Annotated in this window: 12 protein-coding genes; 5 read left to right on the top strand and 7 right to left on the bottom strand. The window is 66.7% G+C overall.

All coding sequences use genetic code 11. From position 1 onward, the window contains the following. Positions 1–304 precede the first annotated feature (304 nt). Positions 305–1,159 carry a helix-turn-helix domain-containing protein gene (locus ACFPTO_RS22770; RefSeq protein ID WP_377714977.1) on the top strand — a complete coding sequence of 285 codons (855 nt, stop codon included), beginning with the start codon at positions 305–307 and terminating at the stop codon, positions 1,157–1,159. 40 nt (positions 1,160–1,199) lie between these two features. On the opposite strand, the gene ACFPTO_RS22765 is transcribed toward ACFPTO_RS22770, so the two are convergent. After that, positions 1,200–3,020, bottom strand: coding sequence for an ATP-binding response regulator (locus tag ACFPTO_RS22765; protein WP_377714975.1), 1,821 nt, complete (start codon positions 3,018–3,020; stop codon positions 1,200–1,202). Continuing rightward, the gene (locus tag ACFPTO_RS22760) at positions 3,020–3,199 is read right to left on the bottom strand and encodes a hypothetical protein (RefSeq protein ID WP_377714973.1); all 180 of its coding nucleotides are present in this window, start codon (positions 3,197–3,199) and stop codon (positions 3,020–3,022) included. The genes ACFPTO_RS22765 and ACFPTO_RS22760 overlap by 1 nt, the downstream gene beginning before the upstream one ends. 220 nt (positions 3,200–3,419) lie before the next feature. Here ACFPTO_RS22760 and ACFPTO_RS22755 point away from each other — a divergent pair, with 220 nt between their 5' ends. Further along, the gene (locus tag ACFPTO_RS22755) at positions 3,420–4,367 is read left to right on the top strand and encodes a phosphoribosyltransferase (protein ID WP_377714972.1); all 948 of its coding nucleotides are present in this window, start codon (positions 3,420–3,422) and stop codon (positions 4,365–4,367) included. Here ACFPTO_RS22755 and ACFPTO_RS22750 read toward each other — a convergent pair. Continuing rightward, complete coding sequence (locus ACFPTO_RS22750; RefSeq protein ID WP_377714970.1) at positions 4,364–6,064, bottom strand: ATP-binding domain-containing protein; 1,701 nt, start codon at positions 6,062–6,064, stop codon at positions 4,364–4,366. The genes ACFPTO_RS22755 and ACFPTO_RS22750 overlap by 4 nt on opposite strands. A 170-nt stretch (positions 6,065–6,234) precedes the next feature. Here ACFPTO_RS22750 and ACFPTO_RS22745 point away from each other — a divergent pair, with 170 nt between their 5' ends. Together ACFPTO_RS22745 and ACFPTO_RS22740 are read left to right on the top strand one after the other, a co-directional pair. After that, positions 6,235–6,861 (top strand): glutathione S-transferase family protein, encoded by a 627-nt coding sequence (locus ACFPTO_RS22745; protein WP_377714969.1) that lies wholly within the window; start codon positions 6,235–6,237, stop codon positions 6,859–6,861. A gap of 57 nt (positions 6,862–6,918) precedes the next feature. Further along, positions 6,919–7,515, top strand: a complete 597-nt coding sequence (locus ACFPTO_RS22740; protein WP_377714967.1) for a Fur family transcriptional regulator — start codon at positions 6,919–6,921, stop codon at positions 7,513–7,515. Positions 7,516–7,589: 74 nt separating this feature from the next. Here ACFPTO_RS22740 and ACFPTO_RS22735 read toward each other — a convergent pair whose 3' ends face one another. The 3 genes from ACFPTO_RS22735 to ACFPTO_RS22725 are packed head-to-tail and all read right to left on the bottom strand — an operon-like array spanning position 7,590 to position 9,197. After that, a complete protein-coding gene (locus ACFPTO_RS22735; protein ID WP_296659282.1) occupies positions 7,590–7,997 on the bottom strand; it encodes a response regulator in 408 nt (135 codons plus the stop codon). Beyond that, positions 7,994–8,500: a hypothetical protein gene (locus ACFPTO_RS22730; protein ID WP_377714965.1), complete on the bottom strand. Its 507-nt coding sequence runs from the start codon at positions 8,498–8,500 to the stop codon at positions 7,994–7,996. Before ACFPTO_RS22730 ends, ACFPTO_RS22735 begins: the two co-directional genes overlap by 4 nt. Then, positions 8,487–9,197: a TetR/AcrR family transcriptional regulator gene (locus tag ACFPTO_RS22725; RefSeq protein ID WP_377714963.1), complete on the bottom strand. Its 711-nt coding sequence runs from the start codon at positions 9,195–9,197 to the stop codon at positions 8,487–8,489. Before ACFPTO_RS22725 ends, ACFPTO_RS22730 begins: the two co-directional genes overlap by 14 nt. 88 nt (positions 9,198–9,285) lie before the next feature. On the opposite strand from ACFPTO_RS22725, the gene ACFPTO_RS22720 reads away from it, so the two are divergent. After that, positions 9,286–10,809: an MDR family MFS transporter gene (locus tag ACFPTO_RS22720; protein ID WP_377714961.1), complete on the top strand. Its 1,524-nt coding sequence runs from the start codon at positions 9,286–9,288 to the stop codon at positions 10,807–10,809. Between the two features lie 7 nt (positions 10,810–10,816). Here ACFPTO_RS22720 and ACFPTO_RS22715 read toward each other — a convergent pair whose 3' ends face one another. After that, complete coding sequence (locus ACFPTO_RS22715) at positions 10,817–12,226, bottom strand: aminotransferase-like domain-containing protein (RefSeq protein ID WP_377714959.1); 1,410 nt, start codon at positions 12,224–12,226, stop codon at positions 10,817–10,819. Between the last annotated feature and the right edge of the window lie 38 nt (positions 12,227–12,264).

Here is a 12,264-nt window from a genome sequence, read left to right as displayed (position 1 = left end):
CGACGGCGCCGAAAATCGCCCGCGCACCGCTTCGCCCACTCAGGGATTGACCGTAGCCGCGCCTGAAAACCAGAAAGCCTGACAGAAATAAAGATAACGTAAGGCAAACGTTCTCCGGCCCCCAATTTAGTCATATAAAAACCGGGTTGCCGATAATTGATGCGTTTAGAATAATGCGCGCCGCCTGCTCCCTGGACGATCCGTACGCGATCTTTTCGTGATTTGTCCGTCGCAGGCGAGCGGCTGCACACCGGCTGCACACCCTATCTAGTCAAAAAACCGAGTCTTCGATCTCGCAGGCAGGATGTCAAACGTAGCACACACAACCGATCCAGCCACGGTCGCGGAGCGCGTGCGCGCGCTGATGAGCCGTCATGGCATCGGCAAGCGCCAACAGACGACAGAGCTTTGCCGAATCCTCGAGCTGAGCTTTTCGCAAGGGCACCGCAAGCTGCGCGGCGAAAGCCCGTGGACGCTCGCGCAGATCACGAAGGTCGCCGCCGCGTTCGGCGAGCCGGCCGGGCATCTCTTCGGCACGCAACTGCCCGATCCGTACGTGGCGGGCGCGAGCGCGCATGACGCGCGGCTGTGCGTGAACGCGGCCGTGCTGCCGTGCGTCGCGTGGATCGGCGCGCCGGTCGAGCCGGGCTGCCGGCCCGAATTCATCGCGTATGAAACGCAGGGCCAGTGGCGCGTCGTGCGCCCCGACGGCACGCATTACCAGGACGCGCGCGAAGTCCTCAAGATCGAGATTTCTCCGCGCCGCGCCGAGGCCGACAAGCCGCTGATCGCGGTCGTCGACGACGACCGCGCCTCCGCCGACAACCTGCGCGACTACCTCGAACAAAACGGCTATGCGGCCACGGCCCATTACGGCCTCGCCGCCTTCGAAGCGGCGCTCGCGAACCAGGTGTTCGACGCCGTGGTGATCGACTGGCTGTTCGGCGCCCAGACCGCCGGTGACGCGATCCGGCTCGTGCGCGCGTCCGAGAATCCCGACGCGCCGATCTTCGTGCTGACCGGCGAACTGCTGACCGGCAAGGCGAGCGAATCGGAGATCAGCGAGGTCGTGCGCCACTACGACGTCGCGTGCTATGAGAAGCCCGCGCGCATGGCGATTCTCGTCGCCGATCTTTCGAAGCGGCTCAACCGCGGCTGACGTCCCGAGTCACTTCCTGGCCAGGCGTGGATAAGGCAAGCTAACCCGCCTCGGTCTCCGGAGCCGTAAGCGGCACCGACAACGCGCGCTGCAACGCCGCGCGCAACACCTCGTAACGGACCGGCTTTGCCAGGCATTCGAAGAACGGTCCGCCCTCGCATGCCGCGTTGAGCGCCGCGACATCCGCGCTCACGGCGATCACCCGCGGACGCGGCCCCGCCGTTCCGCCCGCTTCCAGCCCAGCGAGAAACGCGTAGCCGTCGCGCCCAGGCATATGCAGGTCGAGCAGCACCACATGGCATCGGTGCGTGGCGAGGCGCGCGAGCGCGCCATCGACATCGCTGTCCGCGAGCGCGGCGTATCCCATATGCTCGGCCATCTCGCAGAGCGACTCGCGCACGAGCGGATTGTCGTCGACCACGAGCACCCGCGCACGCGCGAACTTGCCGCCGGTCTGCTGCGTCGCGCCGTCCGCCTCGCGCGCGTCGACCGGCGCAACCGGCACGGTGACCGTGAACTTCGTGCCCTCGCCCACCCGGCTGTCGGTCTCGATCGCTCCGCCGAACAGGTCGACCAGGCCGCGCACGATGGCGAGGCCCATGCCCGCACCTTCGTAGCGGCGCGAGCGCAGCGTGTCGAGTTGCGTGAACTCCTTGAAAATGAGCGGAATCTGCGACGGCGGCACGCCCGGCCCCGTATCGCTGACGATGATCGACAGCGTCTGCGCGCCGAGCGCAAATTCGACGCGCACCGAGCCCTGCTCGGTGTAGCGGATCGCGTTCGTGACGAGATTGTTCGCGATCTGGCGGATCCGGTGCGGATCGGCGACAACCGGATGCCGGTCGCCGTGCCACGCATGCTCGAACGCAAGCCCGCGCGCCGTCGCGACGGATTCGTTTTCGTCGACGATCGACTGCAGCAATTCGAGCGGATCGAACTGCTGGTGACGCAATTCGAGCTTGCCTGCACCGAGCCGCGCGTAATCGGTGAGGTCCTTCATCTGCGCTTCGAGCTGGCGCGCGGCGGTTTCGAGGCGCTGGATCACCTTGCGGTCGGACGCGGAATGCGAGTTGAAGCCGAGCAGTTCGATCGACGAAACGATCGCGTGCAACGGCGTGCGCAGCTCGTGGCTGATCATGCCGAGAAACGCGTCCTTCGCCGTGCCCGCTTCGCGCGCGGCGCGGCTCGCCTCGTGCTCGGCGTCGAGCAGCGCGCGCTGCTGGTGGATGAGACGCGTGCGCCGGTAGCCGTTCATGACGAGCAATACCATCGCCGCCGCCGAGAGCATCAGCAGAAAGATCGCCGCCGCAAACAGTTCGCGGCGCTTCGCCATGAAGTCGTGACGGAGTGCATCGCGCTCGGTGATGTCGGCTAAATGGCGGCTCAGCGAGAGATCGACGACCTGCGGCCAGTGCGCGCGCAGCACGCGCACCATCGACAAGGCGCGCCGAGGATTGTCTGCGAGCGTTGGGAACTGCGCCTCGAACGGCGCGATTGCCGCTTCCAGCACGGCGAGATCGTCCTGTTCACGCTTCATGAGGTGCGGCCGCGCGCCGAGCCCTTGCGTCGTGAAGTTCGCGACGTTGAGCTTCGCGCGCAGCACCGTATAGCGCAACTGCAGTTCGTCGAGGTCGCGGTCGGCGCCGTCCGCGTAGATCAGCAACTCGCTCTCGAAGCGCGCGTACGCGTTCTGGAGCTGTGCTGCGTCCCAGTAGAGGCCGTTGTAGGTGCCGGTGAGGCGATCGATGACGCGCGGATCGAGCAGATTTGCGTAGAGCAGATAGCCGACCGCCGCCACGGGCGGCATCAGCGCGACAATCCAGATCAGAACGTGAACGAACCTGCGTAGTGGACGATGCATCACCGGCCACCCGCGTTCGGCGCGCGCATCTCGGCGTCGTTATCGCCGTCGTGATCGCGCGCGCGCAGCGTACGCGGCACGGCGCGCGCCGCAATCGCGCACGCGGCCCCGACCACGGCAACTACAGCGGCCCCGCGCCGCCAGCCAGCCGGTTCCTGCAAGACTTCCAATTCCCTCACGCTTTGAATCCCTGAATCTTCGAATCTTTGCTTCTTCGATTCGTTGTTGTTGAAGGCACGGCGCGGACCTGTGCGTCCGCTGCCAGCCTCGCCCGGCGGTCCAGCGGGGCCGCACGAGCAAAGGCATAATATCGCCAAACATTGGTCCTACAGTAGCCGTCGTTGCCGCGCGCCTTGCGCGGCCCACCCTTTTTGCGTCGCTATATCCGTTTCCGACCCGATGAACAAACCCGTCGTCCCGCTCACTTACGAACAACTCGATCAGTGGGTCGAGTCGCTTCGGCCGGCGCTGGCCCTGGAGGCGTTCGCCGCCGTGATCGGCATTCTGCGCGGCGGCGCGCCGCTCGCGCTGATGGTGTCGCATGCGACCGGCGCGGACGTCGCGTTCCTGCGCTACGAGCGCGCCACCCGTGAAGTCCGCTGGGATTCGACGCTGCCGCTGCCCGAGCCCGGCTCGAAAGTGCTGCTGTGCGAGGACATTGCGGGGCGCGGCAACACGCTCACCGACTGCATCGCGTTCCTGCGCGAACACGGCCTGATCGTGCGCACGCTCACGGGCGCCTTCGACGATTTCTCGCGCCTGCGGCCCGATTATTCGATCGACGCGAGCGGCTATTTCACGCTGTTCCCGTGGGAGCGCCAGGCCTACACGGACCGCTATCGCGCCGACTGGTCGCGTAAAGGCGCGCAGCAAGGTTCGCTGATGGCCGACGATCACGAGTACACCGTCTACGCAATCGACCTCGACGGCGTGCTGCTGCCCGATCTGCCGCTCGAACGTTACGAACAGGACCTCGATGCGGCGCTCGCCGAGCGCGATGCGCTGATGCCGTTCGAGCGCATTCCCGGTATCGACGTGCAACGCGCGCGCGCCATTATCACCGGACGGCCCGAGATGGACCGCGCGCGCACCCAGGCGTGGCTCGAACGCTACGGCTTCGGGCATCTCGATCTCGTGATGCGCGCATCCGACGAGCACGACGACACGCCTTCGGGCGCCGCCGCGCACAAGGCCGCGGCGGCGATCCGCCGCGGCGTCACGCATTACATCGAAAGCGACCCGGTTCAGGCGATCCTCATCGCCCGTCTCGCACCGCTCCTGCGCGTGATCTGGTGGAACGCGCACACGCGCACCGGCACGCTGATCGGGGCCTCCGTCTGGAGCTAGGCTGCGGCCCGCCCTTCACCCAAAACACGTGCTGCCCGCTGCGACGCCACGACGATCAGCTTCATCGTCGCGCGCGTCGCGCCGACGAAGAGCTTGCGCGCGGCGCGCTCATCGAACGCGTCGAAGTCCACTTCGGTCAGGATCACGCAGGGCGCCGACTGCCCCTTGAAGCGATAGACCGAATCGAGCAGCACGTCGCCGTCGCGATACTGCGGATTGCCGAACAGGTCGTACTGCCCCGTGAAGCTGCGCAGGCGATGCGGGCCCAGATGATCGAGCGCCGCGAGCTGCGAATGCTCGCGTCCGCGAAACGACAGCACCACGATGTCCTGCTTGCGAAAGCCGAGCGAGAGCGCCTGGGTGATCGCGCGCTTGGTTGCAGCCACAACGGGCGGCTCGTCCGCTGCTGTGCCCGCTGCTGTGCCCGCTGCTGCGCTCGCGGTTTCGTCCCACGCGGCGAACGTGACGTCCGAGCCGTCGAACGGACTGCCCGCCGCAAGCTGCGCGAGCGCGGGCGCGGCGGGACCGGCGGCCTCGCGCAGGAAAGCGAGGATGTCGCGCGGACTCCGATAGTTGGTGTTCTCGCGCAGCACCGTCCATCCCGGCAGCGCGACCGGATCGCGCAGATAGAGGTTCTGCAGCGGATCTTCGAGCCACCACCACGCAGCGCCCGGGCGCAGCAGCCGCTCGAGTGCGTCCACCCACGTCTGCTGGAAATCCTGCCCCTCGTCGACGATCAGGACGTCGAAGCGCCAGCGCTCGTCGATGGGTGTTGCGGCGAAGCGGCGCTCCAGGTGGTCGAATACGTTCGTGCCGTGGAAATCGGGCACGTGGCCGCCGTCGCGCGCAACCCAGTCGCAGAGCTGGTGATAGTTCGTGACCGTGGCGCCTGCGGGCGCAACCTTCGCGATGTGGTCGGCAAGCGGCCGGTTGAAGCACACATAGAGCGTGCGCTGGCCGCGCGCGAGCGCGTCCTTCATCACCTGCACCGCCAGTTGGGTCTTGCCCGAGCCCGCCGTGCCGATCACGCGCAACCGGAACGGCGAGAATTCGAGCCGCCGCGCCCACGTTGCGAGCCCGCCCGCGAGCCGCGTGACGAGCGTGCCCGCCGCGCCGACGAGCGCGCTCGCGTCGGGCGCGAGCGACAGTTCGTCGGAGAGGAAATGGTGAATCCTGGCCGCGCACGGCAGGCGCGGCGCGTCGGCGGGCAGCGCATCGAGCACGATCGAGGCGAGCTGCGCCTTGCGCGTCGCGTCGACGATGCGAGCCGGGCTCACGCCCGCGATGGCCGGATCGCGCACGACATGGTCGGGGCAATAAAAAAGCTCTTCGAGGAAGTACGTTCCCGCGCCGAACGCCGCGGTAAAGCGCCGGTGCAGGCCTTCGAGCGTGCGCGCGAGCGCCACGGCCACGTTGCGCTCGGTCTGCAGGTGCGCCTTGACGAGGCCGTTGGGCGTCTCGCGCAGAAAGCCGGTTTTCTGCTCGACGATCATCACGCGCCCGGCCGGGCTCACGATCACGAAATCGACTTCGCCGAACACCGAAAAACCTTCGGTGAGGCGCGTCCAGTGCACACCGTGATAAACCGTATAACCGTCGGGCAGGCCGCGTTCGAGGAGCGCGAGCGTCTCGCGTTCGCGCGCGGCGGCGCCGGTGGCTTCGAGGTGCTGCCAGTCGTCGGGGACAATGCGGGCCATGGGCGGATCTCGTCGCTTAACGTTGCCTTAGCGTTGCGGTAGGTAGCGGCTGTTCTGCAGCGGCTATTCTACGAGATGCGCGGTGCGTCAAAAGCGGCGTCCGATCGTGTATCGTGTCGCCCGGCGCAACCGTCGCGCCCTTTTTTACAACGTCAAGGAGAGTGCGCCTGATGATCACCATCTGGGGACGCGCCAATTCGGTGAACGTCCAGAAAGTCCTGTGGTGCTGCGACGAACTGGTGCTGCCGTTCGAGCGCATCGACGCGGGACTGCAATACGGCCGGCTCGACGAGCCCGCATACCTTGCCATGAATCCGAACGGGAAAGTGCCGACGCTCGTCGACGGCACGTTCACGCTGTGGGAATCGAACGCGATCCTGCGCTACCTGGCCATGCAATACGGCCCGTCGAGCCAGCTCTATCCCGCCGATCCCAAAGTGCGCGCGCTGATCGAGCGCTGGCTCGACTGGTCGCTCGGCACGCTCGCGCCCGCCGAGCGCCCGGTCTTCGCCACGCTCGTGCGCACGAGCGTCGAACAGCGCGACATGACGAAACTCGCCGCCGACTTCGAAGCCGTCGGCGCGCTGTGGAAACGGGTCGACCGTCATCTGCAAGGCCGCTTTTTCCTCGAAAACGAGCGCTTTTCGCTCGCCGACATCGTGATCGGCGCGTTCGCGCGGCGCTGGTTCGGCCTCGCAGGCGTCGAGCGTCCGCCGCTGCCGAATCTCGAGCGCTGGTATCAGCGCCTCGCGCATCGCGAAGGCTTTCGCAAGTACGTCGATGTGCCGCTCACCTGATCGATCCCCGTCATGCGGGGCCCGGCGCGCAGCCGACGCGCCCCGTATAATCGCGGGATGAACACAGCAAAACCGTCCCCGGATATGGCGGCCCCGCACGATCACCATCACGATCACGACGGCGATCACGCGCACCTCCACGACGGCGCGCAGGCCCGTTCACCCGCGCGGCCCGCATCGCCCGCGTCGCTGGATGCCGCACTCGCGATGGCCGAGGCGTACTGCCGCGAACGCGGCGAAAAGCTCACGCCGCTGCGCCGCAAGGTGCTGGAATTGCTGCTCACCTCGGGCCGGGCCACCAAGGCCTATTCGCTGCTCGACGAAATGCGCCAGATCCATCCAGGATCGGCGCCGCCCACCGTCTATCGCGCGCTCGATTTCCTGCTTGCGGCGGGGCTGATTCACCGCATCGAATCGATCAACGCATTCGCGGTATGCCACGATCTCACGCAGTGCCAGCACGGCATCCTCGTCGTGTGCCAGCAATGCGGCAACATCACCGAACTGCACGAGCCGAAGCTGCGCCAGGCGCTCGTCGCCCAGATCGAGGCGGCGGGTTACCGGCTCGCGGGCGACGGGATCGAGCTAAAAGGGGTCTGTGCGCAATGCCAGGCCGCCGAACCGGCGCCGGCCGAAGCCGCCGCGCAGTCCTGAGGTGACAGTCACGCAGATTCACGCGCGCTCAGGCGCGCGTATGGGCGCTTAGGTACGCTGAAGCACGCCGATGCTTACATGTGCCGGGAGTCGATCGCGTCGCTCAACAGCGTCACGAGTTCATCGGGGCGGGCGGGTTTCATCATGAAGTGCTGAAAACCTTCGCCGATGCTGCGCAGGCGCCAGCTTTCGTCGGTGTGTCCGGTCAGGGCGACCGCAATGGCGGGTGCGTGATCGCCGCGGATTTCGTGATCGCGCAATCGCTGGATCAGATAGAAACCGTCCATTGCCGGCAGATCGAGATCGCAGACTACCGCGTCGGGCAGCAATTCCAGCGCTGCTTCGACGCCGGTCTCGGCGTCCTCCACCGCTACGACATGCGCCCCCTCCGATTCGAGCAACGACGTAAGCGAAGCCCGGGAGAGCGGATCGTCTTCGACGAGGACGATGGTCGTCCGGTCGAGTCTGTGTACTGCGTTCATTGTGTTTGCTTGAATGCCGTTCTGTCTGTGTGGCGAGCCGCGCCATGCGCGAAAGCCGCCGCAGGCCGCCGTTGATGCGCAATATTAATGCCACCGCATGAAGCGCACTGTGGACCAGTCATGGGTTGGTACATGACGCGCCGCGCACGATAGCCCGCCATTAAGACAAGCCGATGAAACGCGTTAGCGGCGCTTCGCCGCGCTGCCGGTCGAAGCGTGTTTGACGGCCGGTTGCGGCCGGTCGTTCCCGGATGCGCGCCTGCTGCTTCGAAATGTTGCACCCTGAAACGCCACAATTGATGGATCGGCACGGCGAAACAGCCTGTGCGTTCCGGCACCGATTGCTGCACGCCAACGTGTTGCACCATAAGCGATATCGAATTGAAGCGCCGCAGATGCGCTGCGACATCGGCGCACGAATAACCGCTGGAATCGTGCGGCTTCGAGGTGAGGATGCGATGGCAGGACATACCGGCACGATTTGCAAAATCATCCACGTTCATGCGTGCCGTGCGCCGGTCCGACGCCCTGCGTGATGAGCGCGACCGCATGCCGTGCAATGTCGCGCGCGCTCAGTTCGCGGCGCGCCGGGTCGTTGCGCCAGACGCGCGACGTCGCGAGCGGCAGCAGCGTCAGGCCGAGCAGCGACTGGAACAACAGAGACGGCTCCAGCGCCGCATTGAGGCGCCCCTCGCGCTGCCAGCGCGCAATCGCGGCCTGCGCCGCCAGCTGATGCGACTGGCCGAAACGCGCATGCATGCGCTGACGCAGCAGTCCACCTTCGCTGATTACCTCGCGCACCCACAGCGGCGCAAACCACGGATAGCGTTCGCCGATCTCCGCAAAGCGCTCGGTGAGCAACGTGAGCGCGGCCACGGGATCGTCGGGATGCGCCTCGAAGATGCCGCCCATTCCGGCGCGCAGCGGCAGGAAACACTCCTCGATCAGCACGTCGATCAGCTGGTCGCGTGTCTTGAAGTAGTAGTGGACCATCGCGGGCGTGACACCGGCCTCATGAGCAATCGCGGCGAGCGAGGTGTCCTGGATGCCGTCGCGCGCGAACAGCGCGAGCGCCACCTCAATCAGGCGGGCGCGCTGCTGCGCCCCACCCGCGCCGCCGCTCGGGCGGCCGGGACGGCGCGCCGCGGGCGCGGGTGCGTGGGAAGACACTGCGGCGGCTGGAATATCGGGGTCATTCATATTTCGTCACACTGCGTGCTTTGACCGGTATTGGGAATTCGCCTATATTAATTTCCACATTAATTAATTTCAAGCACCCTTCCGATCGATGGAACCCGCCACGGAACACCCCACCCCGGTCTCGAACAGCCCCGCGCCCGCAGCCGACCATCCGCCGATCCGGCTCCTGTTCCCCGCGCTCCTGCTCGTGATGCTGCTCGCCGCGCTCGACCAGACCATCGTCTCGACGGCGCTGCCCACCATCGTCGGCGAACTGGGCGGGCTCGACCGGCTTTCGTGGGTCGTCACCGCCTATCTGCTCACGTCGACCATCGTCGTGCCGCTGTACGGCAAATTCGGCGACCTGTTTGGCCGCCGGATCGTGCTACAGGCCGCCATCTTGATCTTCATGATCGGCTCCGCGCTGTGCGGCGTCGCGCAGAACATGATGCAGCTGATCGTGCTGCGCGCGTTGCAGGGCATCGGCGGCGGCGGGCTCATGGTCGTGACGATGGCCGCCATCGGCGACGTCATTCCGCCCGCGCAGCGCGGCAAATATCAGGGTATGTTCGGCGGCGTGTTCGGCCTCGCGACCGTGGTCGGGCCGCTGCTCGGCGGCTTTCTCGTCGAGAACCTGTCGTGGCGCTGGATCTTCTACATCAACCTGCCGCTCGGCGCCGTGGCGCTCGCCGTGATCGGCGCCGTGTTCCGGCCGCGCACCGCGCACGTCAGGCACGTGATCGACTATATGGGCGCCGCCTGGCTCGCCTCCGCCCTCACCTGCCTGATCCTCTTCACGAGCCAGGGCGGCACGATCCTGCCGTGGACCTCGCCGCAGCTCTGGCTCACGCTCGTGCTCGGCGTCGTTTCCGTCGCCGGTTTCATCCACGAGGAAAAACACGCGGCCGAACCCATCATGCCGCTCGAACTGTTCCGCCACCGCACGTTCTTGCTGGCGAGCCTGATCGGCTTCATCGTGGGCGTTTCGCTGTTCGGCTCGGTCACGTTCCTGCCGCTCTATCTCCAGGTCGTGAAAGGCTCGACGCCTTCGCAGGCCGGCATGCAGATGCTGCCCATGATGGGCGGCGTGCTCACGATGTCGGTGATCACCGGGCGCATCATCAGCCGGATCGGCAAGTACCGCATCTTTCCGATCACCGGCACGGCGCTTGTCGGCGTCGCAATGACGCTGCTCGCGCGGCTTTCGATCGATACGCCGCTGCACTGGATGTATCTGTACATGGCCCTGCTCGGCTGCGGGCTAGGCATGGTCATGCAGGTGCTGATCCTCGCCGTGCAGAACGCCGTCGAGTTCCGCCACATGGGCGTGGCGACGTCGGGCGCAACGCTGTTTCGCTCGATCGGCGGTTCGGTCGGCGTGGCCGCGTTCGGCGCCGTGTTCTCGCACGGGCTGGACACGCGTCTCGACAAGGTGCTCACGCCCGGCGTCACGCTGCCGCAGCCGCTCACGCCCGATGCGATTCATCATTTGCCGCCCGTGCTGCACGCCCAATATCTCGACGCGTTCGCGGGCGCGCTGCACACCGTCTATTTCCTCGCGGCGTGCGTCGTGGTGTTCTCATTCGCGCTTGCCTGGTGGCTGCAGGACATTCCGCTGCGCAAGCAACATTAGGGTCTGTTCAGGCCGGCTGCGCGCAGCGCTCCATCGCGCGCTGCAATGTTTCGTACACCTTCGGGCGATTGCACTGCGAGACGTTGAAGCGCAGAAAATCGCCCGCGCTGTGCGACACGCTGAACACATTACCCGGCGCGAGTACGACGTCCGCCTCCAGCGCTTCGCGCGCCACGCGCGCTGCATCGAGCCCTCCGGGCAGGCGCGCCCAGACGAACAGTCCCGCCTGCGGCCGCGTCCACGGCTCGATGCCGAGCGCGCCGAGGCGCTGCAGCGTCTCGCTCATCGCATCGGCGAGCCGCGCGCGCAATGCGTCCAGATGATGCCGGTAGGTGCCGTCCACGAGCAGCCGGTACACCAGATCGGCGGTCAGTTCGCCGTTGCCGAACGACACCGCGAGCTTCAGATCCACGAGTGACTCGATCCAGTCCGCACGCGCGGCGATAAAGCCGCAGCGCGCCGCCGCCGACATCGTTTTCGAAAAGCTGCCGATCGTCACGACGCGTGCGAGGCCGTCGAACGCGGCGAGACGCGGTGCGGGACCGGTTTCGAAGTCGGCGAAGATATCGTCCTCGACGATCAGCAGGTCGTGCGCTTCGGCGAGTTTGAGCAGCCGGTGCGCAACCGTCGGCGCGAGCGTCGCGCCGGTGGGATTGTGGATCGCCGAGTTGGTCACGTAGAGCCGCGGACGATGCTCGATCAGCGCGCGCTCGAACGCCGCGAGATCGGGACCGGCGGGCGTGTACGGCACCCCGGCCACGCGCACGCGGTGCGCGCGCAGCAGCGCCTGGAAGTTGAAGTAGCACGGATCATCGATGAGCACCGTGTCGCCCGGTTCGAGCAAGAAGCGGCACACGAGATCGAGCGCCTGGGTGCCACCGTCGGTCAGCACGATCTGGCGCGGCTCAGCCTCCACGCCGCGCTGCGCGAGACGCCACGACAGGTGCTGGCGCAACGCAGGCAGGCCGGATGGCGACGCGTAGTCGGTGAGCGGCGCACCCGGATCGCGCGCGAGCGCGCGCAGCGCACGCCGCACGGCGTCCTGCGGCAGCCACGATTCAGGCAGCCAGCCGCAGCCGGGGCGCAACGCACCCGAATCGGATTCGAGCGACTGACGCGTGAGCCAGAGCGGATCGATCTCGCGGTCGAGTCGCGGCCCCAGCGCGCCGAGCGCGAGCGGCGGCGCATGGCCCGCGACGTAGAAACCGGAGCCGCGCCGCGCGACGAGCGTGCCTTGCGCGACGAGCCGTTCGTAAGCTTCCACCACGGTCGATTTCGACACGCCGAGCTGCTCGCTCATCGTCCGAATGGACGGCACGCGTGCGCCTGCCGCGAGCGCACGCGCAGCGATGCGTGTGCGCACCGTCTCCATGACGAGCCCGGCGCGCGTGGCCGTATCCTGTGAAATGTCTTCCATCTGTACTGCTCCGCGTCCAATACAGTTCGAACAAATTG

The organism is Paraburkholderia denitrificans, assembly GCF_042655705.1.
Taxonomy (GTDB): Bacteria; Pseudomonadota; Gammaproteobacteria; order Burkholderiales; family Burkholderiaceae; genus Paraburkholderia; species Paraburkholderia denitrificans.
This window is presented reverse-complemented; position numbering and strand designations above follow the sequence as displayed.

Bases quoted from the DNA above. Each gene is read 5' to 3' on its own strand.
- ACFPTO_RS22720 (WP_377714961.1), top strand. From the start codon at position 9,286: ATGGAACCCGCCACGGAACACCCCACCCCGGTCTCGAACAGCCCCGCG.
- ACFPTO_RS22750 (WP_377714970.1), bottom strand. From the start codon at position 6,064: ATGGCCCGCATTGTCCCCGACGACTGGCAGCACCTCGAAGCCACCGGC.
- ACFPTO_RS22740 (WP_377714967.1), top strand. From the start codon at position 6,919: ATGAACACAGCAAAACCGTCCCCGGATATGGCGGCCCCGCACGATCAC.
- ACFPTO_RS22735 (WP_296659282.1), bottom strand. From the start codon at position 7,997: ATGAACGCAGTACACAGACTCGACCGGACGACCATCGTCCTCGTCGAA.
- ACFPTO_RS22715 (WP_377714959.1), bottom strand. From the start codon at position 12,226: ATGGAAGACATTTCACAGGATACGGCCACGCGCGCCGGGCTCGTCATG.
- ACFPTO_RS22765 (WP_377714975.1), bottom strand. From the start codon at position 3,020: ATGCATCGTCCACTACGCAGGTTCGTTCACGTTCTGATCTGGATTGTC.
- ACFPTO_RS22725 (WP_377714963.1), bottom strand. From the start codon at position 9,197: ATGAATGACCCCGATATTCCAGCCGCCGCAGTGTCTTCCCACGCACCC.
- ACFPTO_RS22770 (WP_377714977.1), top strand. From the start codon at position 305: ATGTCAAACGTAGCACACACAACCGATCCAGCCACGGTCGCGGAGCGC.
- ACFPTO_RS22755 (WP_377714972.1), top strand. From the start codon at position 3,420: ATGAACAAACCCGTCGTCCCGCTCACTTACGAACAACTCGATCAGTGG.
- ACFPTO_RS22730 (WP_377714965.1), bottom strand. From the start codon at position 8,500: ATGAACGTGGATGATTTTGCAAATCGTGCCGGTATGTCCTGCCATCGC.
- ACFPTO_RS22745 (WP_377714969.1), top strand. From the start codon at position 6,235: ATGATCACCATCTGGGGACGCGCCAATTCGGTGAACGTCCAGAAAGTC.